Origin of the sequence: Hephaestia caeni (genome assembly GCF_003550065.1) — a bacterium.
In the GTDB taxonomy this organism is placed as follows: Bacteria; Pseudomonadota; Alphaproteobacteria; order Sphingomonadales; family Sphingomonadaceae; genus Sphingomonas; species Sphingomonas caeni_A.
This window is the reverse complement of record NZ_QXDC01000003.1, coordinates 337,693-362,050: the sequence shown is the minus strand read 5'-3', so window position 1 is coordinate 362,050 and position 24,358 is coordinate 337,693. Positions and strand designations below refer to the sequence as shown.

The following is a 24,358-nucleotide window of genomic DNA, read 5'->3' as shown; positions in this document are numbered from 1 at the left end:
CCGCCGATGCCGGACGAGGACGAGACATGGCAGATGTTCTGGACGATCGCGAACTGACGGTTTCGGGAATGATCCGGCATCATGCGACGATCGCGCCAATGGCGCCGGCGGTCGATTTCGGTGGACGGTCGATGACCTATGCGGACCTCGACCACATCGCCGACCGGATCGCCGCGACGCTTGCCGCGATGGGGCTGGCGCCGGGCGATCGCGTGCTGTGGGTGGGCAAGAACAACGACGGGTTCGCCCGGATCGTCGCCGGGGTCGCGCGCGCACGGATGGTGCTCGTGCCGATCAACTGGCGGCTGACCCGGCCCGAGGTGCGCTTCATCGCCGAAGACAGCGGCGCGGCGCTCGCGCTGGTGAGCGACGCCTTCCTCGCCGATTGCACCGCCGCGCTTGACGGCGCGGTCAAGGTGCTGCCGGCCGATTCGACCGACTGGATAGCCGAGCTTCTCGATGATTGGCACGCCGATCCCGGCACCGGCGACGACATGGCGGCGTTGGTCTATACGTCTGGCACCACGGGTATCCCGAAGGGCGTTACCCTCACCAACCGCAACCTGCTCGCAGGCAATCAGGCGCGGCGGCATCTGGCGTGGGATAGCTGGACGAGCGCGGATACGTGCCTGTGCGTGATGCCTTTCGGCCATGTCGGCGGCTATGCGGTGCTGCTGCGGACCTGGTATTTCGGCGCCGAGGCCGTGATCCTGCCCGAATTCGAGCCCGAAGCCGTGCTGCGGGCGATCGGGGCGCACCGGATCAGCAAGATCGCACTGGTGCCGGCGATGATCCAGCGGCTGCTCGCGAGCCCCAATGCGCGGGCCACCGATTACAGCCGGCTCAACCTCATCTTCTACGGCACCTCGCCGATCGAGACCGATCTGCTGCGCGAGGCGACCGAGGTGTTCGGCTGCGGGTTCGCGCAGGGTTATGGCGCGTCCGAAACCGGGGGCGGGGTGGTCGCGCTCACCCCCGACGATCACCGTGCCGAAGGCGGGCGCCTGCTGCCCGCGGCGGGCAAGGCGATGCCGGGGGTCGAGATCGGCATCGTCGACGAACGGAACCACCCGCTCGGCACCGACGAGGTGGGGGAGATCGTGGTGCGATCCGACTGCGTCATGCAGGGCTATTGGCGGCGCCCCGATCAGGCACCGATCGACGCCGACGGCTGGTATCATACCGGCGACGCGGGCTCGATCGACGCCGAGGGCTATCTGTGGATCCGCGGCCGGGTGAAGGACATGATCATCTCGGGCGGCGAGAACATCTACCCGGCCGAGGTCGAGAACGTCTTGTTCGGTCACGACGATGTCGCCGAGGTCGCGGTGATCGGTGTGCCCGACGATTCGTGGGGCGAGGCGGTGGCGGCGTTCGTGGTGCCCAAGCCGGGCCGCGCGATCGACGCGGCCGCGCTGATCGAATGGAGCAAGCAACGGCTGGCGCGATACAAGGCGCCGCGCGCGGTCTTCGCGATCGATGCGCTGCCGCGCAACGCCACCGGCAAGGTGCTGAAGGCGGAGCTGCGCAAACCCTTCTGGGAGGGGCGCAGCCGTCAGGTCGGCTGATCGGCCGGCGTGAAGCACGGCACCGGCGTGCCGTCCTCGGCTGCGCGCCAGACGATCCGCACTGGCTGCCCGATCGCCAGCGCCGCCGGGTCGGCATCGACGATATTGGTCATCATCGTCGGGCCTTCCGCCAACGTGACATAAGCGAGCGTGTACGGCGGATCGGCACGCATCAGCGTCGAAAAGGCATAGAGTTCGCCGCGCCCGGTCGCTTCCTCCCACTGCGTCTCGCCGCCGCAGAACGGGCAGATCGCGCGCGGATACCAATGCGGCTTCGCGCAGACCGTGCAGCGGCGGATCAGGAAACGCCCCTCGCGCGCGGCGGCAACGAACTTCGCCGTCTCGGGGCTCGCCGGTGGTGCGGGCAGCAGGCTCTCGCCCATTATTCGCGCTCCAGGATCAACGTCGCCGAGCCGTGGCGGCTGGCCAGGAAACCGCCCGTGCCGTGGACCAGCGCGAGGTCGCACGACGGCACCTGAACCGCCGGGTGCGCCTCGCTGCGGAGCTGGCGGACCGCCTCGATCACCTTGGTCATCCCGCCACGGTTCGCGGGGTGGTTGTTGCACAGCCCGCCGCCATCGGTGTTGAACGGCAGCGCGCCGACGCCCGAGATCAGATTGCCGTCGGCGACGAACGCGCCGCCGCGGCCGCGCGCGCAGAAGCCGAGGTCTTCCAGCGTGATCAGCACGGTGATCGTGAAACTGTCGTAGATCGAGGCATATTTGATATCGGCCGGGGTGATCCCCGCCTCGGCGAAGGCGGTGGCGCCCGACATCCGCCCGGCCGACCAGGTGATGTCGATCGCGCCGCCGTTCTGGCCCTTGTAGCTTTCGCCCGCGCCCTTCACCGCGACCCGTGGCCGCGAAAGGCCGTGCGCGATCTCGGGGCGCGCCACCACCAGCGCGCCGCCGCCGTCGCTGACGACGCAGCAATCGAGCATGTGTAGCGGCGAGGCGATGATCGGCGAGGCAAGCACCTCCTCGACCGTCACCGGCCTGGGCAGCATCGCGTGCGGATTGTGCTGCGCGTGCTCGGAGGCGGCGACCTTGATCCAGGCGAGCTGTTCGGACGTGGTGCCGAATTCGTGCATGTGCCGCTGCGCCGCCATCGCATAGACGTTGGCGGTGACGGGGCGGAACGGGATTTCCCAGGCGCCTTCGGGGCCGGGAAAAGGCAGCCCGCCCTTTTGGCCCTGTCGCGGCCGCCCGGCGAGCGTGATCAGCGCGACGTCACACTTGCCGGCGCGGATCGCCTCGGCGGCGTGCGCGACGTGGGCGACGTAGGAACTGCCACCGATCTCTGTGCTGTCGAGGTGGCGCAGCCGCAGGTTGAGATAATCGGCCATCGACACCGGGCCGAGCCCGGTCGCGTCGCCCGCGCAGAAATAGCCGTCGACATCGGCGAGCGTCAGCCCCGCATCGGCGAGCGCGCCGAGCGCCGCCTCGCCGTGCATCTGCGCCACCGATTTGTCGGGCGCCTTGCGATACGGCAATTCATACGCACCGACGATATAGGCGTCAGCCATCGCCGGGCTCCTCCTTCGCCGCCATTGCGCCGATCGCGCGGTGGAAGGCGTCGCTGAGCCGGCCTTCGGTCGCGTCGGTGGGCAACGCACGCAAGACGTCGCCGGCGCGCCGCGCGATCAGGCTGGCGAGGATCTGGCGACGCCACTGGGCCGCGGTGGGACCGCCGCCCTGTTCGACGAGCCATGCCTGATGGCCGTCGATGAGCGTGCTCAGATCGGCCAGCCCCTCGCCGCGATCGGCCGACACCTTGACCAATCGTGGCCGCCATACGGTCGGAGGGGCTTTGCGGAAATGCAGGATCGATCGGATTTCGCCCGCCACCCGGTCGGCGCCGGGCAGATCGGCCTTGTTGATGACGAAGATGTCGGGCGTCTCGATGATGCCGCTCTTCATCGCCTGGATCTGGTCGCCCGATCCCGGCGACAACACCAGCACCATCGTATCGACCATGTCGCGCACGGCATATTCGACCTGCCCCACGCCGACCGTCTCGAGCAGCACTTCGGCGAAGCCCGCACGGACGATCCGGTCGATGATCAGCGGCAGGTTGTCGGCCAGCCCGTCGCGGCTGTCGCGCGTCGCCAGCGATCGGATGAAGATGCGGCGATCATCGACCAGTTCGCCCATGCGGATGCGATCGCCGAGGATCGCGCCGCCGCTCAACGGGCTGGTCGGGTCGATCGCGAGGATCGCGAGCGAGTCGCGCGCGGCCATCCGCTCGCGCGCGAGCCGGGCGATCAGCGAGCTTTTGCCGACGCCGGGCGGGCCGGTGATCCCGATCAGCGGGCAGCGGTCGGCGGGCAGCGCGTCGAGCGCGAGCGCCTCCGCGACGCTGGCATTGGCGAGCCGCGTGATCTCGCGGGAGAGACTGCGGCGGTCAACCGGCGTCATGCTCGGCCGGCGTGCTGAGCAGCGTGTCGTCGTCGCCGCCGAGCAGCGGGGGTTCGGCGAATTGCTCGTCCATGCCGAGAACCTTGATCGGATTGCCGACGAGCTGGAGCGTGGCGTCGCCGGCGGTCACCTCGACGATCATGCCGCGGGCGCGGGTCTGCTCGCTGTGCAGGGCCTGGTCGAGTGTCTTGATCCCGGCGACCACGATGCCGAGCGGTAGCAACCGTTCGAGCCATTCCTCGGTGGTGCGCTGCGCGAGCGCCGCCGAGACGTCGGCGATCACCTTGGCGCGATTGCGGCTACGTGCGGAGATCGTGCCGTGTTCGGGGGAGCCGATCCATTCGGGATGGCCGACCGCTTCGCAGAACAGGCGCCAGAAGCTGTCATGGGTGATGAACAGCACCAGCCACGAATCCGCGGTTTGAAACACCTGCGCCGGCACGAAATAAGGGTGCGCCGAACTCGCCTGGCGCAGCGCGGTTTCCTGGCCGTTGAGGATCGAGGAGGCGAGATAATTGAGCTGCGACAGCATCACGTCGTACATCGCGATATCGACCTGCCCGCCCTCGCCCGAATGCAGCTTGGCGAGCATCCCCAGCGCCGCGAACGCCCCGGCCGAATTGTCGACCGCCGAATAGCCCGTCTTGGTGGGAAGCGTTCCGGGATCGCCGGTCAATTCCATCACCCCCGTCATCGCCTGGATGATGTAATCATAGGCGGGGCGCTCGGCATAGGGGCTGGTGAGGCCGAACCCGGTCAGCGCCACGCAGACGAGACCGGGATTGATCTCGCGCAGGGTCGCATAAGTCAGCCCGAGCTTGCGGATCGCCGACGGCCGGAGATTGGTGATCAGCGCATCCGCCGACCGGCACAGCTCGTGAAGCTGCGCCTGCCCGGTTGTGCTTTGCAGGTCGATGACGACGCCGCGCTTGTTGCGGTTGAGGCTGGCGAAATAGGCGTTGTGCGCGCCGACGAAATGCGGGCTCGCCTCGCGGGCGATATCGCCGGTCGGGGGTTCGATCTTGATGACCTCGGCGCCGAGATCGGCCAGCAGCAGCCCGCAATAGGGGCCGGCCAGCATATGGCCGATTTCGAGGATGCGGATGCCGCGAAGCGGGCCGCTCACGCCAATACCTCGGCGACCTGCGTGATGACGTCGGGAAGCTGCATCTCGCTGGTGAAGATGCGCGCGACGCCGAGCTGCCGCAGCGCGTCATGATCGTCACCCGGGATCGTGCCGCCGACAAACATCGGGATATCCTCGCCGCCCAGGTCGGCGAGCGAGTCGCGCGTCTGCCGTACGAGTTCGACATGGCTGCCCGAGAGGATGCTGAGGCCGACCGCGTCGACATCCTCATCGACCGCGATCCGGGCGATGAAATCGGGCGCCTTGCGCAAGCCGGTATAGATCACCTCGGCGCCCGCGTCGCGAAGCGCCAGCGCAATGATCTTGGCGCCGATGTCGTGGCCGTCGAGCCCCGGCTTTGCCACCAGGATGCGCTTGCCGGTGAGGGGGAGGGCGTGAGCGTCGTTCATAGCCGGATCGGTTCCTCGAAAGCGCCCCATTCGGCGCTCAGCCGGCTGACCATCTCGCCGACGGTGGCATAAGCGTGGCAGCAGTCGACCAGGTAGGGCAGGATGTTCTCGTGGTCGCTGGCGGCCGCCCTCGACAGCGCGGCAAGCGTTCGCTCGACATCGCCCTCGTTGCGCGATTCGCGGATCGCGGCGTATTTCGCCTTGACGGTGCGGGTCGTTTCCGGATCGATCCGGAACTGTTCGCCCATCTCGCCGCCCGAGCCGCCGGTATGGACGTTGACGCCGACGACGAGCGTTTCCCTGGCGTCGATCGCGATCTTGCGCTCGAGCGCGCGTTGCGCCAGCCGCGCCTGCAACCAGCCGTCCTCGATCGCCTTGATCACGCCGCCATAATCGTCGATCTCGCGCATCACCGCCTCGATCGCCTCTTCGGTACGATCGGTAAGATATTCGACCAGATGGCTGCCGCCCAGCGGATCGACCGATTTCGCGATCCCGCTTTCGGCGGCGAGCACCTGCTGGGTGCGCAGCGCGAGTTCAGCGGAAAATTCGCTGGGAATTTGCGTCGCCTCGTCGAACGCGGCGGTGAAGATCGATTGCGCGCCGCCGAAGACCGCGGCCATCGTCTCGATGCCGACGCGCACCACATTGTTGAAGGGCTGCGCCGCGGTGAGCGACGACCCGCCGCAGACGACGCCGAAGCGGAACATCAGCGCCTTCGCGTCGGTGACGCCGTAGCGTTCGCTGAGCAGCTTCGCCCACAGCCGCCGCCCGGCGCGGAACTTCGCGATCTCCTCGAAGAAATCCATGTGGACGTAGAAGAAGAAGCTCAGCCGCTTGGCGAATTTGGCGACCTCGCCGCCGCGCGCGACCAGTTCGTCGACATAAGCGAGCCCGTTGGCGAGCGTGTACGCCATTTCCTCGACCGCGGTGCAGCCGGCGTCGCGGACGTGCGCCCCGGCGATCGAGATCGGGTTGAACCGCGGGCTCGTCTGGTTCGCGTAGAGAATCGTATCGGCGATCAGCCGCATCGACGGCCGCACCGGCCAGATCCAGGTGCCGCGCGCGACATATTCCTTGAGGATGTCGTTCTGGATCGTGCCGGTCAGCCGATCGCGCGGCACGCCCTGCTTGTCGGCACAGGCGACGTACATGGCGTAGATGATCGCCGCGGTGCCGTTGATCGTGAACGAGGTCGAGATGCCGCCGAGATCGATGCCGTCGAACAGCAATTCCATTTCCGACAGGTTCGACAGCGACACGCCGACCTTGCCGACCTCCGGGCCGGCGATCGGATCGACCGGATCGTAGCCGCACTGGGTGGGCAGATCGAGCGCCACCGACAGGCCGGTCTGCCCGCTTTCGAGCAGGAACTTGTACCGGGCGTTCGATTCCTCGGCGGTGCCGAACCCCGAATATTGGCGCATCGTCCAGGTCCGGCCGGTATAGCCGTCGGGGAAGATGCCCCGCGTGAACGGCCATTGCCCGGGCTCGCCTTCGCTCGCGGTCCGGTGATGCCCGGGGCCGGCGACCAGCGGGATCTCGATTCCGGACGGCGTTCGGCCCAGCGGGCGGGTTGGCGGGGGTTCGGCTGCGCGCGCCATCGTTACTCCTGAACCTTTCCGGCCCGGCCAAGGCTTGCCTCGACCGCGGCCCAATGTGCGTCGTCGGCCCAGGTGCGGGCGAAATGCTTGGTTTCGAGCGCCAGCGCCGCGTCGCGGGGGGCGCCGATGCGCGCGGCATGTGCGAGCGCCTTGAAGGCGCGCATGACGTCGGGCGTCCGTTCGGAGAAGCCCGCCACATAAGCGTCGACGAAGGCCTCGAACGGCTGGCCGTCATCGGCGACGGCGTCGAGCAATCCCCATTCGCGCGCGCAGGGCGCGGACAGGATTTCCGCGCGTCCTAGTAAGCGTAGCGCGCGGCTGATCCCCAGCGCGGCGAACAGATCCGGTCCGCCGCCCCATGCGGTGGAGATCGCGAGCTTGCCCTGGAGAAACCCGATCCGCGCGTGCCCGGCCGCGATCCGCAGATCGCAGGCCATCGCCAGTTCGGCCCCGCCGCCGAACGCATCGCCGTTCAATGCCGCGATCACGGGCACCGGGAAGCTGCGCAATTTTTCGAGAACCGCCCGAAAGCGATGCGACATATCGGCGGCGGCTTCCACGGTGCGGATCGCCGAGAGTTCGTCGAGATCACCCCCCGACGCGAACGCCCGGTCCCCGTCACCGCGCACCACCAGCACCGCCATATCTTCGTCGCGCGTCGCATCAAGCCTCGTGCCGAGCGCTTCGATCAGAGCACCGCTCAGCGCATTGCGTTTGGCGGCGCGGCACAGCGTCAGCGTGACGACGCCACTTTTGTGCGTTTTCGCAACCAGCATGTCTGCCCCGACACCCTCTCTTACGCCTCATCCGTCCGAAGCGAATATTTACACATCAGTGAAAGAAGTTTCTGCATGGTGAAATATAGATCGTCAAGCGTTCATGGCCTATCACATCAAAATTATTCAATATGATGAAAATAATGTCACTCAGTTGAAAATTATGTTGAACGTCGATCCGGCTGTGCCTATGGTCTGCCGGCTCGGGCGCATCAGACGCCTGGCCCGAAGATGGGAAGAGGATGATCGCTCGCGTGCCTCGATACGGCCGTTCGGCAACCTTGTCGGAGCTTCTTGCCCGGTCGATGGCGCGTGCCGGATCGCGGGTCGCGATCCACGACGGCGATCAGCGCCTGACCTGGACTCTTTTCGCGCGCCGGGTCGAAGGGCTCGCGCGGTATCTCGCCGATCAGGGCGTTGCGCCCGGCGTGCCCGTCGCGCTCTGGCTGCCCAATGGAATCGATTACCTGACCGGCATATTCGCGCTCGCGCGACTCGCGGCGCCGGCGGTTCATATCAATACGCGCTTCGGCAGTGCCGAGATCGGCGACGTGTTGGCGCGCTCGGGCGCTCGGCTTCTGATCACGCGTCAAGCCTTCGGCGCGATCGATTTGCGATCGGTGCGGGAGGGGATCGATCTTGGCGCGCTGCCCGCGCTCGAGGCGATGTTGTTCGCGGACACGCTGCCCGACGATGATCTGGCGGTGCGTCGCGCGTTGATCCCCACGGGGCTCGACGGTCGGATCGAAGATCGCGCGCAGCCCGATGCCGCCGCGCTCGTCTACACCAGCAGCGGTACGACCGCGCGACCCAAATTGATCGTCCACGATCAGGCCTCGATCGCGGGCCATGCCGATGATGTCGCGGATCGGATCGGTATGGGGGAGCAGGGCGCCAGGCTGCTCGCGACGGTGCCGTTTTGCGGGACGTTCGGTAATGTCGCGGCGATGGCGGCGGTCGCCGGGGCGGCTGAGCTTGTCTGCCTCGACATATTCGATCCGCGCCTGGCGGCGACGCTGATCCGTGATCGGGGCATCACGCATCTCTTCGGCGACGATCGGATGATCGGCCGGCTCGCCGACGCTGCGGAAGGCGTGCCGTTCGACGGCGTGCGCTTCTCCGCGATCGCGGCCTTCCAACCCGATGCCGTCCACGCGATCGCGCGCGGTATCGCGATGGGGCTCCGTCCACACAGCATCTATGGTAGTTCCGAGATGCAGGCGCTCTACGCGCTGGCGTCGCAGGCCACTGGCGAGCAGGTTGCGGTGGCGCCGGTGAGCGCCGATGCCGATGTCCGCGCCGTCGATGGCGAATTGCTGCTCCGCGGCCCTTCGGGCTTCGACCATTATCTGGGCGACGCGGAACGCACGCAACGCGCACGCGATGCCGACGGCTTCTTTCACAGCGGCGATCATGGTGAGGTCGCCGATGGGCGCTTCACCTTCCGATCCCGGATCGACGATGTGTTGCGGCTCGGCGGCTTCCTCGTGAACCCGCGCGAGATCGAGGACTTCCTCCAGGACCTGCCTGGCGTCGAGAGTGCGCAAGTGGTCGCGGTGACCCATGAAGGCCGCTTGGTGCCGTTCGCCTTCCTGATCGCCGCGCCCGGCGCGGTCCTGGTCGAAACAGAGATCCTGGCCGCCTGTCGCGCCTCGCTCGCGCGCTACAAGGTGCCGGTGCGCGCGCTGGTGATCGATAGCCTGCCGTCGATCGCTAGTCCCAACGGCGTGAAGATCCAGCGCGGCCGGCTGCGCGAGATGGCGCAGCGGCACCTCGACGGCCCCACGGCCGCGAACGACGTTCAGGCCCAGGGCCATACCCACAAAGCGGAGATTGCGTGATGAAGCTCGGCCTGTTCCTGATGCCCTTGCACGATCCCGACAAACCGCTTGCGCCGTTTCTCGCCGAGGATCGCGAGTGCGTCATCGAACTCGACAAGCTCGGCTATGACGAGGTCTTCGTCGGCGAACATTATACCGCCACGTCGGAGCCGATCACCGATCCGCTCCAGTTCCTCGCGACGCTGATCCCCGAAACGCGGTCGATCAAGCTGGGCACCGGCGTCTTCAACCTGCCGCAGCATCACCCGCTCCAGATCGCGGGCAATACCGCCCTGTTCGACAACCTTTCGGGCGGGCGCCTGCTGATGGGCATCGGGCCGGGCGGGCTGGGCAGCGACATGGAGGTGTTCGGCACACTCACGTCCGATCGCAACGCGATGATGGTCGAATCGATCGACATGATCCAGCAGATCTGGGCCGGCGAACCGCCCTGGGACATCAAGGGCGAGTTCTGGACGATCAAGCTCGAAAAGGCGGTCAACACCAGCCTCGGCCACGGCCGGGTGATCAAGCCGCTCCAGCAGCCGCATCCGCCGATCTTCACCACCGCGATGAGCCCGCGTTCGGGGCCGGCACGGCTCGCCGGCGAGCGCGGCTGGGGCATGATTTCGGCGAATTTCATGCCCTTCGTGAACGCCAAGACGCATTGGGAAACCTATTGCGAGGGCGCCGAGCGCGGCGGGATCGCGCCCGACTGGCGCAAATGGCGGCTTGGGCGGAGCATCTTCGTCGCCGACAGCGATGCCGAGGCCGAGGCCTATCTCGCTCGGCCGAACAATTCGATCTGGTGGTATTACGATTATTTCTGGCGGAACCTGGGATCGCGCGGGATGCTCGGCATCTTCAAGCCGACCCCCGAGACCCCCGATGCCGACATCACCGTCGCGCGGATGCTCGCCGATATCGTCATCAAGGGCAGCCCGGCGACGGTGCTCGATCGTCTCGTCGAGATCGTCGACACGGTCGGGCCGTTCGGCGGCCTCCTGATCGCGAAGAAGGATTGGGACGATCGCGCCGCCCATCTCAAATCATACCGGCTGATGGCCGAAGATATCGGGCCAAAGCTCGCGCGATATATAGAAGATAAAACCAAATAAAGATCGAAACTTAATCTGATTTCATCGGGCATACGAAAGTTGATGGAAAATTTTCGGTGCTCTCTAGGGGAGGTTGGTCATGACGAAACTGGACGTGACGATGAAGGGCGCCGCATCATTGGTTGCGGTTGCCGTGATGTTGTGCGGCGGTGCGGCGATCGCGCAGACCGCCGATGCGGGCGATTCGGGGCCGTCGCAGCAGGTGCCGTCGGCCGCCGCCGATCAGGCGCCCGCGGATATCGTCGTCACCGCGCGCCTGCGCGAGGAGCGGGCGATCGAGGTTCCGGTGGCGGTCAGTGTGCTCACCGGCGACGAGATCCAGCGCTATAATTCGGACAGCATCCAGCGGATCACGCAGAACGTGCCCGGCCTTGTCGTCGGCAGCACCGTCGGGCTCGGCGGCGGTTCGATCGCGATCCGCGGGGTCAGCACCGCGCCGACGACGATCGGTTTCGAACAGCCGGTGACGATCGTCGCGGACGGCGTACCGATCAACAGCTCGTGGATCACCTCGGCGGGCTTTTTCGACCTTGGCCGGGCCGAGGTGATGAAGGGGCCGCAGACGCTGATGTTCGGCAAGAACAACACCGCCGGCGTCATCTCGCTGACCTCAGCCGAGCCGACCGATCATTTCGAGGGCTATGCGCGCACGTCGTACGAATTCGTCGGTGACGAATCGACCACCGACGTGATGCTGTCGGGCCCGCTCACCGACACGCTCAAGGGCCGGATCGCGCTCAGGTATCGCAACATGACCGGCTGGATGCACAATACCGCGCAGGCGATCGCCAACCCGTTCAACCCGGCCTATCCCTTTGCCGATCCGCCCAAGAGCCGTCAGCGGCTGGGGGATCGCGAGTTCCTCGGCCGCGTGTCGCTGAGCTGGGATCCGGCACCGAACTTCTCGAGCAAGCTCAAGGTGACGGTCGACGATGCGCGCAACGACGGCCCCGGCGTTACCAGCCAGGTCGTCGGCGGGTGCGTCGGCGCGCATCCCAAGGTTTACAATATCGACGATCCGTACGGCGAATGCGTGCCGGACAACCGCGTCTCGCAGGGGCAGCTTCCGCCGGGCCTCGCCCAATATATCCCGGATTCGAAGGGTGGCATCGATCGCGGATCGTTCAAGGCGGTGCTCGTCTCGTTCGCCAACCAGCTCGATCTCGACAAGTTCAAGATCAGCGCGATCACCGGCTACACGGCATGGGAGAATTTCGCCTACGGCAATTTCGACGAAACGAGCTATTCGCAGCTCCAGACCTACACCAACATGACCTACAAGATTTTCAGCCAGGAATTGCGCGTCCTGACCGACTTCGAAGGGCCGTTCAACCTGATGGTCGGTGGGTTCTACCAGAGCGTCGATGTCGATCCGTATCATCAATACGCCAAGCTGCGCGACGATACCGATCTCAATCTGGCGGCGGGCACGCTGGTCGCGTTCGAAAAGCACGGCACCCAGCTCAACAAGGCCTATTCGGCGTTCGCGCAGATGATCCTCAAGCCGATTGACCAACTCGAGATCGCCGGTGGCGCGCGGTACACGCATGAAACCAAGGCATCGACGCTGTTCAACATCGCCGAACACGGGCGCGCGTCCTTCCCCTACGGCAAGGGCTTCACCGATCACCAGACGTTCAACAACGTCTCGCCCGAAGTGACGGTCGCTTATCATTATTCGCCCGACGTGACCTTCTTCGTCGGCTATCGGACCGGCTACAAATCGGGCGGCTTCGCCTTGTCGTCGACGATTACGGCGGCATCGGTGCTTGGCGATTTCGACTTCGAATCCGAAAAGGTGCGCGGTTTCGAGGCCGGCGCGAAGGCGTCGCTGATGGGTGGCCGGCTGCGTGCCGACGTGACCGCCTATACATATAAATTCACCGATCTTCAGGTGAACACCTACAACCCCGCGACCATTTCCTACACGCTTGCGAATGCCGGAGCGCTGAAACAGGTCGGGATCGACGCGAACGCTTATTATGACGTTACGAGCGCTTTCCAGTTGCGCGGTTCGCTGAACTGGAACCGAAACCGGTTCGGCACCTTCGTCGGGCAATGCTTCTCGGGACAGACCGAGGACGAGGGCTGCGTCGCGGCGGCGCAGGATTTCACCGGCCGGGCACCGACGCGCTCGCCGGATTGGGCGGGCAACATCGGCGCCACCTATGTCGCGGATCTGGGCGATCAGAAGCTCACCCTCACCGGCGACGCGATCTATACGAGCAGCTATTACGGCGCCGAGGCGCTATCGCCGGGGTCGTACCAGCCCGATTTCTGGCGCTTGAACGCAAGCGCCCGGTTCGATCTCGGGAACGGTGCCACCGTTGGGCTGGTGGGGCGCAACCTTACCAACCGCTATTACATCCTCTCGGCACAGGACAAGACCGGGCAGGCGCGCGAGCAGCGCGGCGTCGTCGGCCGCGGGCGCGAGGTGGCGGTCGAACTCGGCTATCGTTTCTGACGCGGCATCGCGTCTCGATTACGCAACGGGAAGGAAGAACGTTGGGATTGCTTGAAGACAAGGTCGTAGTCGTCACCGGCGCCGGCGGCGGGATCGGGCGCGGCATCGCCCTGCTGTTAGCGTCGGAGGGGGCCAGCGTCGTCGTCAACGATCTCGGCGCGTCGGTCCACGGGGAGGGGGCCAGTGCCAGCGCCGCCGGGAAGGTGGTCGATGAAATCCGTGCCGCCGGGGGCAATGCGGTCGCGAACGGCGACAGCGTTGCCTCGTGGGAATCGGCGCAGCGGATCATCGGCCAGGCGCTGGACACCTATGGTCGGATCGACGGCGTGGTGAACAACGCCGGCATCCTTCGCGACCGCTTCTTCTTCAAGATGGATCCCGACGAGTGGCGCGCGGTGATCGACGTGCATCTCAACGGCACTTTCTACATGTCGCGCGCGGCGGCGCCCCACCTCCGCGCGCAGCAATCGGGCGCCTATGTCCACATGACCTCGACCTCGGGGCTGATCGGCGGCATGGGCCAAGCGAACTACGCTGCCGCGAAGATGGGGATCGCTGGCCTGTCGCGCTCGATCTCGATCGACATGGCGCAGGCGCGGGTGCGCTCGAACTGCATCGCCCCCTTCGCGTTCAGCCGCATGATCGGGGCGATCCCGGTGAAGGACGAAGCGCAGGCCGCGCGCGTCGAGACGCTCAAGAAGATGGATCCGGCGATGGTCGCGCCGCTCGCCGTCTATCTGCTCACCGATGCCGCGGCCGATGTCACCGGCCAGGTGTTCGCGGTGCGCGCCAACGAGATTTTCCTGATGTCGCAGAGCCGTCCGCTACGCTCGGTCCACCGTCCCGAAGGCTGGACGCCGCAAAGCGTTGCCGATCACGCCATTCCCGCGCTCCGCGCCAATTTCTACGGGCCGGACATGAGCAAGGACGTCTTTAGCTGGGATCCGATCTGAGCGGAGAGGACGGGAATGGGCGCGCTTTCGGGATTGCGGGTCGTCGAACTCGCCGGTTTCGGGCCGGGGCCGATGGCGGGCATGATGCTCGCCGATCACGGCGCCGAGGTGATCCGCATCGAGCGCGCGAGCGCGCACGATCACGGTTTCGAGATCGAACAACGCTTCTTCGTCTACAATCGCGGCAAGCGCAGTCTCGCGCTCGACCTGAAGCAGCCCGATGCGATCGCGATCCTGCTCGACCTGATCGATCGCGCCGATGTGCTGATCGAAGGCTTTCGCCCGGGGGTTGCCGAGCGGCTGGGCGTCGGCCCCGATATCTGCCTGGGGCGCAACCCGCGGCTGATCTACGGTCGGATCACTGGCTACGGCCAGGACGGACCATTGGCGCAGCGCGCCGGGCATGATCTCAATTATACCGCGCTCGCCGGCGTGATCGATCTGATCGGCCCTGTCGACGGCCCGCCGGTGATGCCGCTCAACCTGATTTCCGATTTCGGTGGCGGCGGGATGCTGATCGCGTTCGGAATCCTCGCCGCGCTCCATGAGCGCAGCCAGTCGGGCAAGGGCCAGGTGGTCGACGCGGCGATGGTCGAAGGCTGCCTGACGCTGCTTGCGAGTACGTTCGGCTATCTCGCCAGCGGTTTCCACACGCTTGATCGCGGCACCAACCTGCTCGACGGCGGTGTGCCCTATTACGGCGTCTTCGAAACCGCCGATCATCAATATGTGTCGATCGGCGCGCTCGAACCGCAATTCTTCGCGCGGCTGGTCGATATCCTCGGCCTCGATCCCCAATGGAAAGCGGCGCGCGCCGACAAGGCGCGCTGGCCCGAATTGAAGGCGCTGCTCGATGCGACCTTCCGCATGCACGATCGTGCGCATTGGGAGGCGCTGCTCGGCGACGAAGACGTCTGCTTCGCGCCGGTGCTGTCGCCGATCGAGGCCGCCGCGCACCCGCATTTCGTCGCACGGCACAGCACGGCGGAGGTCGACGGCGTCCTGCAACCCGCGCCCGCGCCGCGTTTCGGGCGGACCGGCGCCGCGCCGCTGAGGTCGGTCGCCGCCAAGGGCGCGGACGGCGCCGCGGTGATCGCCGAGCTGGGCCATGACGACGCCCGGATCGCGGATTGGCGCGCGCGCGGCGTGTTCGCCGATGGCTGATCGGCCGCTTCGCATCGTCGGCATCGGCGGCACCACCCGGCCGGGCTCATCGACCGAACAGGCGCTCGCGCTGGCGCTTGCCGCCGCGGCGGATGCAGGCGCACACACGCAATTGTTCGGCGGCGAACGCCTGCTCGCCATCCCGCATTATTCGGGCGAACCGCTGGTGCCGGGCAGCGACGCGGCGGCGCTGGTGGCGGCGGTGCGGGATGCGGATGGCCTGATCCTCGCCAGCCCGGGCTATCACGGATCGATTTCCGGGCTGGTCAAGAACGCGATCGATTATCTCGAAGAAACCGCGCGCGATCGGCGTGTCTATCTCCACGGGCTGCCCGTCGGGCTGATCGCCACCGCGTTCGGCTGGCAGGCGACCGGCGGGACGCTGCTCGCGATGCGATCGATCGTCCATGCGCTGCGCGGCTGGCCGACTCCGTTCGGCGCGGCGATCAATACGTCGGGCGGGCCGTTCCACGATGGCTGCTGCGCCGATCCGCGCATCGCCGACCAACTCGCGCTGGTCGGTGCCCAGGTGGTCGAGTTTGCGCTGGGGCGTGGCGCCGCCTGATCAGACCATCGTCCCGATCATCGCCTGGACCGTGGCGACATGCTGTGCCGCCAGCGGCTCCATGCGGCCGATCGGCCCCGCGATCGCGATCGCATAGGCGGCACCATCGACCTTGAACGGCACCGCGATCGCCATGACGTCGGCGACGTTCTCGCCGCGGGTCTGGCTCCATCCGCGTGCTTCGGCGGTCGCGATCTCGGCAAGCAATTCGTCGCGCCCGGTGATCGTGTTGCCGGTCACCGCCGGCAGCGCGACGCGCTTGACGATGTCGGCACGTTCGTCGGCGGGGGCGGTGGTCAGCAAGGCCTTGCCGATCGCGCTCGCGTGGATCGGCTTCAGCTCGCCCGCGCGCGACATGTACCGGATCGTCTGCTGCCCTTCGGCGACCGCGAGGTAGATCACGCGATCGCCCTGGCGCGTGCCGAGGATCGCGGTTTCGTTGGTCGCGTCGCGGAGCTTCTCCAGCAGCGGTTCGAGCCTTGGAATGGCGGGCTCGTATTCGGCGATCGCCTGCGCGATGTCGAATAGCTTGCGGGTCGGGTAGAGCCGCTTGTTGCCGCCGATCGAATAGAGAAACCCCCTTGCCTCGAGCGCGCGAACGAGGTTGAAACAGCTCGATTGCGGGGCGCTCAACCCGCGCGCGATCTCGGACAAGGTGAGGGGCGCCTTCGACTTGGCGAAGAGTTCGAACAGGTCGACGGTACGACCGGCGGTTTTCACATCCATGAATTCCATTCAACGCGATTGCGGTCTCGCCGTCAAGATAATTCATCATGATGAAATTATAGTCACATAGGCGGCATTTTCTTGGTCCGATACGCTATCGCTGCTAGACTTGCGTGCTGGCGACACACGGCCGGCGGTAGCGTTACGAAGAGGATCGCGTTCATGCATAACCCGAGGGCAGCGCGCGGGGGCGGGCGCCGATGAGTGCCGCCGCGCCGTTGGCATCGCGCGTCCCTTTGCTCGTCAAGCTGGGCTATGGTGGCGGGTTGTTCGGGCTGTCGATCGTGCAGATCGGCGTCAGCACGCTGCTGCTCTATTTCTACACCGATATCATGGGGTTCGCGCCAGCCTCGGCGGGGTTGTTGATGCTGATCGGCGGCCTCACCGATTGCGGCGCGAACCTGCTGGCGGCGGCGGCGGCCACGCGGATGCAGAGCAAGCTGGGGCGGTATCGGCCGTTCCTGATCTACGGTGCGGCGCCGCTCGGCGTCACGTTCGGGCTGCTGTTCATCAAGCCCGATCTGGCTCCTGCCGTATTGTTCGCGATCGCGCTGGTCGTTCATGTCTGTTACCGCACCGCCTATGCCTTCATCGCGGTGCCCCACGCCGGGTTGATCACCCGCATGTCGACCGACGCCAACGAACGCGCGTCGATCGGCGGCGTCAAGGCGGCTGCGGGCGGGCTCGGCACCTTGTGCGCGGGCTATCTCGGGCTCGGCCTTATCGACTGGATCGGCGGCGCGGATGAGCGCGCGGGCTTCGTCTATTTCGGCGCGATCCTCGGCGCGCTGACGATCGTCTCGGTGCTCGTTTCCGGGCTGATCACGCGCGAGCGGGTCAGCGGCACCGCGCTCGACACCGACTCAGCCTCGCTGTTGAGCGCCGCCCGTTATGCACTGGGCAATCGTGCGTTGATGGCGATCCTGGTCGCCAACATCCTGTTCTTCATCGGTTACGCCTTCATGTATGGGGGGGCGGCCTATTTCTTCAAATATCTGTATCTTGCACCTGAGGCGACCAAGCTCGGCGTGCTTGCGATCGGCATCGGTGCGATGGCGTTTCCGCCGCTGTGGGTGGCGATCGCGCGACGCTTCAGCAAATCGATCACCTGGGTCGCGGGCAGTGCGCTGCTCTCCGCCGCGTTCGTCACGCTTTGCCTGCTCCACGCTGCCCCGCTCGCGCTCGTGCTCGCTTTGTATCTCGCGATGGGGGCGGGCAAGGCGTCGGTGCTGATGAATTATTATTCGATGACGGCCGATGCGGTCGATTACGGGCAGTGGAAACAGGGCAGGCGTGTCGAGGCATACAGCTTCGGCTTCCTGTCGCTGTCGAGCAAGCTCGGCCTGGCGCTGGGCGGCGGCTTGATGGGGCTGGCGCTCGATTGGGCCGGGTTCGTGTCCAACGTCGCGCAGGATGCCGACACGCTCATCCGGCTGCGCATCGCGATCTTTCTGGTGCCGGCGGTGGTGGTCGCCGCGTCGGGCGCGGCGATCTGCTTCTTCGGGGTCAACAACGCCCAGCATCGCCGGATCGTCGAGGATATCGCCGCCGGGATCGGGGCGGGCGATCCCCTGCCTTCGGAATCGCAGCGCCCGGCCTGACGGCTCAGTCGGCGACCATCGCCGTCAGCCGATCACGGATCAGCCGCTCGGCATCGGCGATGATCCGGTCGATCAGCACGGCCACCGTGGGCACGTCGTCGATCAGCCCCTGCACCATGCTCGCCCACCAGATGCCGTGCTCGGGGTCGCCGCTCTCGAGCCCCTCGCGCCCGCGCGCGCCTTTGACATAGGGCGCGATCTCCTCGAACGGCCGCCCGTCGGCTTCGAGCGCAAGCACCCGCGCGCTCACCGAATTGCGCGCCACGCGCGCGGTGTTGCGGAATGACCGCAGGATGAGGTCGGTCGCGCGTTCGTCGTTGGCGACCAACGCCTGTTTGATCGCATCATGGATCGGCGCCTCTGCGGTCGCGCAGAAGCGGGTGCCCATGTTGATCCCGTCGGCGCCGAGCGCGAGCGCGGCGACCAGCCCGCGGCCGTCGCCGATACCGCCGCTGGCGAGCATCGGGATCGACAACCGGTTCGCCGCGGCGGGCAGCAGGATGAGGCCGGGAATATCGTCCTCGCCCGGGTGCCCTGCGCATTCGAACCCATCGACCGACACCGCATCGACCCCCAGCCGCTCGGCGGCGAGCGCGTGGCGGACGGCGGTGCATTTGTGGATGATCTTGACGCCGTGCGCCTTGAGCTGCGCGAAATGGTCGGCGGCGCGCTGCCCGGCGGTTTCGACCACGCGGACCCCGCTTTCGATCAGCGCATCGCAATATTCGGCATAAGGCGGCGGTGTCAGCGTCGGGAAGACGGTGAGGTTCACCCCGAACGGCCGATCGGTGAGGTCGCGCGTCCGCGCGATCTCACGCGCCAGTGCCTCGGGCGACGGCTGGGTCAGCGCGCCGAGAAAGCCGAGCGCGCCGGCATTGGCGACGGCGGCGACCAATTCCGCGCGCGCCACCCATTGCATCCCGCCCTGCGTGATCGGATGCGTGACGCCGAATGCGTCGGTGAAGCGCGTCCAGATCATCGCGCCGGCCCGATCACGCAGCGGCCGTTGTCGATCGCGATCACATCGCGCCCGGCGACGCGGCATCGGAACGACACCGTGTCGGCGTCGCGCCACATCTCGGTCACGATGGTCTCGCCCGGTAGCACGGGGGCGGTGAAGCGCGCCTCGAGCGCGTAGATCCGGGTCGGATCATGGTCGCACAGCCGTTCCATGATCGCGCGCGCGGCGACGCCGTAGGTGCACAGGCCGTGCAGGATCGGGCGCTCGAAGCCCGCGCGCCGCGCCATCGCTGGATCGGCGTGGAGCGGGTTGTAATCGCCGCTCAGCCGGTAGAGCAGCGCCTGATCGGGTCGGGTCGCGATCGCATGGTCGAGATCGGCGGGCCGATCCGGCGGGCGATGGACGGGCAGCGGCTCGGCCGGCGGCGCGCCGCAGCCGCCGTCGCCGCGCGCGAACAGGCTCTTGATCATCGTGAACAGTGGCGCGCCATCGGTCGCGCGCCGGCCGATCGTCTCGACATTGACGATCGCGCCGCGCCCTTCGCCCTTGTCGATGATGCTGTGGGTGCGGGTGTCGGAAATCACTTCTCCTTCGGGCGCGAGGGGGGCATGGAGGGTCAGCCGCTGCTCGCCGTGGAGAACGCGCGTCATGTCGAGCCCGAGGCTGTGCGTATTGCTCGGCACGAGCACGACCGGCAGCGTAGGCATCACCCGCGGGCCGCGCTGGCCTTCATAAACGAAGGCGATCTGATCGGGGTCGAGCGGGTCGCTCCCCATGCCGAGCCCGAGCGCATACAGGATCGTATCGCGGCTTGAATAATGCGAGCGGACGTCGCTGGCGCCGATCCGCAACGCAGCCACAGCATCGAACGGCATGTCGTTCCCCTATCGTTGCATCCGTGCTATCAGATAGTACGTATGCGCACAATATCGAACGGCGCGCGGATGGGGTTGGATCGGGTGTGACAAGGCAGGTGGGTGCGGTGATTGCCCGGGCGGGATGGGGAGGTTAGCTTTGGCCATGACGATGCAACGACCTTCGCTTTCCGATGGCGCGCGGCGCGCGCGGCTGACGCATCTGTTGCACCGCGCGGCGCACATGCGCCGCCAGACGTTCGATGCGCGGCTGCGGCCGTTCGGGATCACCGCGGTCCAATATTGGGTGCTCGGCCGGTTGGCGCGGACCAACGACAGCGGACTTACCCAGACCGAGCTTGCGCGGGCGCTGGAAAGCGGCAAGGTCAGCGTCGGCGCGCTGGTGACGAGGCTGGAAGCGCTCGGCCTTGTCGAGCGTCGCGACGATTCCCGGGACCGGCGGCTCCGGCGGATTTTCCTGACCGATACCGGCTATGTCGCGATCGAACAGATCGCCGCCGTCGCGCACCGCATCGATCGCGCCGCGCTCGACGGCATCGACGACGCCGCGCTCGATCGCTGCGCCGACACGCTGGAGGCGATCAAGGCCAATCTGCGCCGGATGCTCGACGAATGAGCGGCGCCGGCCCCCTGGCGGGTGTGCGCGTGCTCGAATTCGCCGCGATCGGCCCCGCGCCCTTTGCGGCGATGCTGCTGGCCCAGATGGGGGCGCAGGTGTTGCGGATCGAGCGTCCGGGGGGCGATCCGCTGCGCCCTGCGACGCCGCACGATTATCTCAACATCGGCCGGCCGACGCTAGCGCTCGATCTCAAGCAGGAGAGCGACCGCGCGATGGCGGCGGACCTTGCGGTTCATGCCGATATCGTGATCGAGGGGTTCCGGCCCGGTGTCATGGAGCGGCTGAGCCTCGGCCCTGACGACCTGCGCGCGGCGAACGCGGCGCTCGTCTATGGCCGGATGACGGGGTGGGGGCAGGACGGGCCGCTCGCGCCGCAGCCGGGCCACGACATCAATTATCTGGCGCTGACGGGTGCGCTCCATGCGATCGGCGAGGCGGGCGGCGCGCCGGTGCCGCCGCTCAATCTGGTTGCCGATTTCGGCGGCGGGGCGATGTTCCTCATCGCCGGCGTGCTCGCCGCGGTTATCGAGGCGCGCGCGACCGGGCGCGGGCGGACGGTCGATGCGGCGATGGTCGACGGCGCGGCGGCGCTGATGACGCTCCAATACGGTTTGCTCGCCGATGGCAAGGCGACCGACCGCCGCGGCGACAACGGGCTCGACGGCGCACATCCCTGCTATGCCACCTACGCGACCCGCGACGGCAAGTATGTCGCGGTCGGCGCGCTCGAACCGCAATTTTATGCCGCGCTGCTCGACGGGTTGGGCTTCGCCGCCGCCGCGCTTCCCGATCGCGCCGACAAGGCCAACTGGCCGGCGCTCAAGGCGCTGTTCGCGAAGCGGTTCGCCGCGGAGACGCGCGCGCATTGGGAGCAGGCTTTCGACGGCACCGCCGCGTGCGTCACGCCGGTCCTGTCGATGACCGAAGCGCCGACGCATCCACACGCTGCCGCGCGCGGTGGCTTTTGCGAGCACGCGGGCGCCTTCCGACCCGGCGTCGCGCCGCGCTTTTCGCCGGCCGATGGTCCCCAAGCGGCGATCTGGCCCCTCACCGACGCGCAGCGCGCGCGGATGTTATAGAGAGCGGCGCCAGCCCATTCCCTTACCCCGCCTTTAATACGATTTTTCCAGCCCCAGCGCGTGCTGGGCGAGGTAGTTGAGGATCATCTCGCGGCTGACGGGGGCGATCTGCTGGAGCCGAGTCACGAACCACAGATCGGCGAGATCGTATTCGGCGCTCATGCCGTTGCCGCCGTGTGTCTGGATCGCGCGATCGAACGCGAATACCGCGGTGTCGGCGGCGATGAATTTGGCGATATTGGACGCCTCGCCGGCGTCGCCCCCGCCGTCGTAGAGCTGTGCGGCGCGCTGGGTGGCGAGCTGCGCGAGCTTGAGCTGGGCATAGGCCTGGGCGAGCGGGTGGGCGATCGCCTGGTGCGCGCCGATCGAGGTGCGCCAGACGCGGCGATCGTTGGCATAGCTGCTCGCCGCCTTGAGCGCGAAGCGCGTCAGGCCGTTGCACATGCCCGCGACCACGATCCGCTCGGGGTTGAGCCCGGCGAAGGCGGCTTTCAGTCCGTCACCTTCGGGGCCGATCCGGGCCTCGGCGGGCACGCGGACATCGTCGAAATGCACCGCGAACTGCCGCTCGTGCGACACCACGCGCGTCTCGATCCGGGTGAAATTCAGGCCGGGCGCATCGGCCGGCACGATCAGCATCGTCAGCCGCCCGCGGCCGGTCGCCGTGTCGGTGCCGCTGCGCGCGACCACGATCAGCGCCGCTGCCTCGTCGACATTGGTGATATAGGTTTTGGCGCCGTCGATCCGCCAGCCGTCCGCGATCGGCGTCGCCGTGGTTCGGATGGCGTGCGCATTGGTGCCAGCGTCGGGTTCGGTGATCGCGAAGGCGAGCCGCGTCGAGCCGTCGGCGATGCCTGGCAGCCACGCCGCGCGCTGTTCGGCGGAGCCGTGGCGCGCGAGCACCGAAACGGCGACCGTCAGCAGCACGATCGCCAGCAACGGGCAGCCCTCGGCGGCAAGCTCCTCGAGCATCAGGCTCATGGTTTCGACCCCGAGCCCCGAGCCGCCATAGTCGGGCGGGACGAGCGCGCCGATCAACCCCGCTGCGGCGAGTTCCTGCCAGAGATCGTCGATCCCGTCGCCCGATCGCGCGCGATCGAGAAAGCGCCGCCGGCCATAGGCCGTGATGATGCGTCGCACCGAATCAACGATCAGCGCGTTCTCGCTCGAGATCGGCACGAAGCCATCAGTGTTCTGGTTCATGGCAGGCGTAGCTCCCGCGTTGCGATGCCGATACAGGTGTCCTGCGCCGTCAGCGCGCGGTGGCGCAGCCGCACGCTGCGCGTGTCGCGATCGAGCGCCACCACCTCGCTTTCCACGCGGATGGTGTCGCCGATCCGCGCCGGATGCGGAAACACCGCTTCCTCGATGCCTTCGTTCGGCGCGAGCGGAGCGAAATCGCGGTCGCTGATGCCGATCATCAGCCCCAGCGTGAAGACGCTGTTGAAGAGCCGTTCGCCCGACGGCGCGTGCCGGGCGGCGAAGACGGCATCGAGCTGGAGCGGCTCGCCGCTCATGATGAGCGCCGAGGCGAGGAGGTTGTCGGTCTCGGTCAGCGTGCGGGTGAGCGCGTGGCGATGTGACTGACCCACGTCGAGCGTGTCGAAATCCATCCCCGATCCTCGTTGCGCCATTGGCCGTGAAGCTTGATCTATATCGTACGCATACGTACTATCTCGTCAAGTCGATTCGGAGTGAAGAAAGGAGAGAGGATGGCGCCGCTCCTGTACGAGGTGGAGGATGGTCTCGCGATCATCACGCTCAACCGGCCCGATCAGATGAACGCGACCTCGCCCGCGATGCGCGCGCTTCTGATCGAGGCGACCTATCGGGCCGAAACCGATGACGCCGTGCGCGCGGTGCTGATCCGGGGCGCGGGCGCTCATTTCATGGCGGGGGGCGATCTGCGCGAGTTCCGTGAGCGGATGGAGCACGACCCCGATGCGCATCGCCGCGGCGCGGAGGCGCGCGCGCTTGACGTCCATCTCGCGATCCTCCGGCTGGTGCGTATGCCCAAGCCCGTCGTCGCGGCGGTGCAGGGCGCGGTGGCGGGCATGGGCGCGAGCATCATGATGGCGGCCGATATCGCGATCGCGGCCGACGACGCCTATGTCGCGCTCGCGTTCACGCGCATCGGGCTGGCGGGCGATTGCGGTGCCACCTTTCATCTGCCGCGGCTGGTCGGCGAACGGCGCGCGCTCGAATTGATGCTGCTGGGCGAGCGTATCGACGCGCGCCGCGCCGCCGACATCGGGCTGGTGACCAGAATCGTTCCGCGCGCCGATCTTGCGGACGAAAGCGAGGCGATCGCGCGCTGCCTCGCGGCCGGCGCCACCGTCGGGCTGGGCCTCGCCAAGCGCCTGGTCCGCGGTGCGCATGCCGCCTCGCTCGAAGAGCAATTGCTGCACGAGGCCGCGGCCGCGGCGCGGTGCGCGGCGACCGACGACCATCACGAAGGCGTCGCCGCCTTTCTCGATCGGCGCGCGCCCCGCTTCGAAGGACGGTAGGCACG

General features: G+C 67.1%; 23 protein-coding genes. 11 read left to right on the top strand and 12 right to left on the bottom strand.

Features of this window, described 5'->3' with window-relative positions:
• Positions 1-26 precede the first annotated feature (26 nt).
• Positions 27-1,568, top strand: coding sequence for a long-chain-fatty-acid--CoA ligase (locus DFR49_RS10055; RefSeq protein ID WP_119035625.1), 1,542 nt, complete (start codon positions 27-29; stop codon positions 1,566-1,568).
• On the opposite strand, the gene DFR49_RS10050 is transcribed toward DFR49_RS10055, so the two are convergent.
• From DFR49_RS10050 to DFR49_RS10020, 7 genes are read right to left on the bottom strand one after another with little or no spacing between them, the layout of a single operon-like run.
• A complete protein-coding gene (locus tag DFR49_RS10050) occupies positions 1,556-1,951 on the bottom strand; it encodes a Zn-ribbon domain-containing OB-fold protein (protein ID WP_119035624.1) in 396 nt (131 codons plus the stop codon). The genes DFR49_RS10055 and DFR49_RS10050 overlap by 13 nt on opposite strands.
• Positions 1,951-3,093 (bottom strand): thiolase domain-containing protein, encoded by a 1,143-nt coding sequence (locus DFR49_RS10045; protein WP_119035623.1) that lies wholly within the window; start codon positions 3,091-3,093, stop codon positions 1,951-1,953. The genes DFR49_RS10050 and DFR49_RS10045 overlap by 1 nt, the downstream gene beginning before the upstream one ends.
• Positions 3,086-3,985 carry an ArgK/MeaB family GTPase gene (locus DFR49_RS10040; RefSeq protein ID WP_119035622.1) on the bottom strand — a complete coding sequence of 300 codons (900 nt, stop codon included), beginning with the start codon at positions 3,983-3,985 and terminating at the stop codon, positions 3,086-3,088. Before DFR49_RS10040 ends, DFR49_RS10045 begins: the two co-directional genes overlap by 8 nt.
• Entirely contained in the window at positions 3,972-5,111 is a 1,140-nt protein-coding gene (locus DFR49_RS10035; RefSeq protein ID WP_119035621.1) for a CaiB/BaiF CoA transferase family protein, read from the bottom strand. The genes DFR49_RS10040 and DFR49_RS10035 overlap by 14 nt, the downstream gene beginning before the upstream one ends.
• Entirely contained in the window at positions 5,108-5,521 is a 414-nt protein-coding gene (locus DFR49_RS10030) for a cobalamin B12-binding domain-containing protein (RefSeq protein WP_211325862.1), read from the bottom strand. Before DFR49_RS10030 ends, DFR49_RS10035 begins: the two co-directional genes overlap by 4 nt.
• Positions 5,518-7,125 carry an acyl-CoA mutase large subunit family protein gene (locus tag DFR49_RS10025; protein ID WP_119035619.1) on the bottom strand — a complete coding sequence of 536 codons (1,608 nt, stop codon included), beginning with the start codon at positions 7,123-7,125 and terminating at the stop codon, positions 5,518-5,520. The genes DFR49_RS10030 and DFR49_RS10025 overlap by 4 nt, the downstream gene beginning before the upstream one ends.
• A 2-nt stretch (positions 7,126-7,127) precedes the next feature.
• Entirely contained in the window at positions 7,128-7,901 is a 774-nt protein-coding gene (locus tag DFR49_RS10020; protein ID WP_119035618.1) for an enoyl-CoA hydratase/isomerase family protein, read from the bottom strand.
• Between the two features lie 242 nt (positions 7,902-8,143).
• Between DFR49_RS10020 and DFR49_RS10015 the strand changes: the two genes are divergently transcribed.
• From DFR49_RS10015 to DFR49_RS09990, 6 genes are all read left to right on the top strand, one after another.
• Positions 8,144-9,742 carry an AMP-binding protein gene (locus tag DFR49_RS10015; protein WP_119035617.1) on the top strand — a complete coding sequence of 533 codons (1,599 nt, stop codon included), beginning with the start codon at positions 8,144-8,146 and terminating at the stop codon, positions 9,740-9,742.
• Entirely contained in the window at positions 9,742-10,839 is a 1,098-nt protein-coding gene (locus tag DFR49_RS10010; RefSeq protein WP_119035616.1) for an LLM class flavin-dependent oxidoreductase, read from the top strand. Before DFR49_RS10015 ends, DFR49_RS10010 begins: the two co-directional genes overlap by 1 nt.
• 79 nt (positions 10,840-10,918) lie before the next feature.
• Positions 10,919-13,303 (top strand): TonB-dependent receptor, encoded by a 2,385-nt coding sequence (locus DFR49_RS10005; RefSeq protein WP_119035615.1) that lies wholly within the window; start codon positions 10,919-10,921, stop codon positions 13,301-13,303.
• A gap of 41 nt (positions 13,304-13,344) precedes the next feature.
• Complete coding sequence (locus tag DFR49_RS10000) at positions 13,345-14,256, top strand: SDR family NAD(P)-dependent oxidoreductase (protein ID WP_211325860.1); 912 nt, start codon at positions 13,345-13,347, stop codon at positions 14,254-14,256.
• Positions 14,257-14,271: 15 nt separating this feature from the next.
• The gene (locus DFR49_RS09995) at positions 14,272-15,420 is read left to right on the top strand and encodes a CaiB/BaiF CoA transferase family protein (RefSeq protein WP_119035614.1); all 1,149 of its coding nucleotides are present in this window, start codon (positions 14,272-14,274) and stop codon (positions 15,418-15,420) included.
• Positions 15,413-15,985: an NADPH-dependent FMN reductase gene (locus tag DFR49_RS09990; RefSeq protein WP_245968354.1), complete on the top strand. Its 573-nt coding sequence runs from the start codon at positions 15,413-15,415 to the stop codon at positions 15,983-15,985. The genes DFR49_RS09995 and DFR49_RS09990 overlap by 8 nt, the downstream gene beginning before the upstream one ends.
• On the opposite strand, the gene DFR49_RS09985 is transcribed toward DFR49_RS09990, so the two are convergent.
• Positions 15,986-16,711, bottom strand: coding sequence for an IclR family transcriptional regulator (locus tag DFR49_RS09985; RefSeq protein ID WP_170150993.1), 726 nt, complete (start codon positions 16,709-16,711; stop codon positions 15,986-15,988).
• A 200-nt stretch (positions 16,712-16,911) separates the two neighbouring features.
• On the opposite strand from DFR49_RS09985, the gene DFR49_RS09980 reads away from it, so the two are divergent.
• Positions 16,912-18,312: an MFS transporter gene (locus tag DFR49_RS09980; protein WP_119035611.1), complete on the top strand. Its 1,401-nt coding sequence runs from the start codon at positions 16,912-16,914 to the stop codon at positions 18,310-18,312.
• Between the two features lie 4 nt (positions 18,313-18,316).
• On the opposite strand, the gene DFR49_RS09975 is transcribed toward DFR49_RS09980, so the two are convergent.
• Complete coding sequence (locus DFR49_RS09975; RefSeq protein ID WP_119035610.1) at positions 18,317-19,291, bottom strand: NAD(P)H-dependent flavin oxidoreductase; 975 nt, start codon at positions 19,289-19,291, stop codon at positions 18,317-18,319.
• Complete coding sequence (locus tag DFR49_RS09970) at positions 19,288-20,148, bottom strand: MaoC/PaaZ C-terminal domain-containing protein (protein ID WP_119035609.1); 861 nt, start codon at positions 20,146-20,148, stop codon at positions 19,288-19,290. The genes DFR49_RS09975 and DFR49_RS09970 overlap by 4 nt, the downstream gene beginning before the upstream one ends.
• 145 nt (positions 20,149-20,293) lie before the next feature.
• On the opposite strand from DFR49_RS09970, the gene DFR49_RS09965 reads away from it, so the two are divergent.
• Together DFR49_RS09965 and DFR49_RS09960 are read left to right on the top strand one after the other, a co-directional pair.
• A complete protein-coding gene (locus DFR49_RS09965) occupies positions 20,294-20,764 on the top strand; it encodes a MarR family winged helix-turn-helix transcriptional regulator (protein ID WP_170150992.1) in 471 nt (156 codons plus the stop codon).
• Positions 20,761-21,846 carry a CaiB/BaiF CoA transferase family protein gene (locus tag DFR49_RS09960; RefSeq protein ID WP_119035607.1) on the top strand — a complete coding sequence of 362 codons (1,086 nt, stop codon included), beginning with the start codon at positions 20,761-20,763 and terminating at the stop codon, positions 21,844-21,846. The genes DFR49_RS09965 and DFR49_RS09960 overlap by 4 nt, the downstream gene beginning before the upstream one ends.
• A gap of 33 nt (positions 21,847-21,879) precedes the next feature.
• On the opposite strand, the gene DFR49_RS09955 is transcribed toward DFR49_RS09960, so the two are convergent.
• Both DFR49_RS09955 and DFR49_RS09950 read right to left on the bottom strand, forming a co-directional pair.
• The gene (locus DFR49_RS09955) at positions 21,880-23,049 is read right to left on the bottom strand and encodes an acyl-CoA dehydrogenase family protein (RefSeq protein WP_119035606.1); all 1,170 of its coding nucleotides are present in this window, start codon (positions 23,047-23,049) and stop codon (positions 21,880-21,882) included.
• A complete protein-coding gene (locus tag DFR49_RS09950) occupies positions 23,046-23,459 on the bottom strand; it encodes a MaoC/PaaZ C-terminal domain-containing protein (protein ID WP_170150991.1) in 414 nt (137 codons plus the stop codon). The genes DFR49_RS09955 and DFR49_RS09950 overlap by 4 nt, the downstream gene beginning before the upstream one ends.
• 99 nt (positions 23,460-23,558) lie before the next feature.
• Here DFR49_RS09950 and DFR49_RS09945 point away from each other — a divergent pair, with 99 nt between their 5' ends.
• A complete protein-coding gene (locus DFR49_RS09945; protein ID WP_119035604.1) occupies positions 23,559-24,353 on the top strand; it encodes an enoyl-CoA hydratase-related protein in 795 nt (264 codons plus the stop codon).
• Positions 24,354-24,358: the final 5 nt, after the last annotated feature.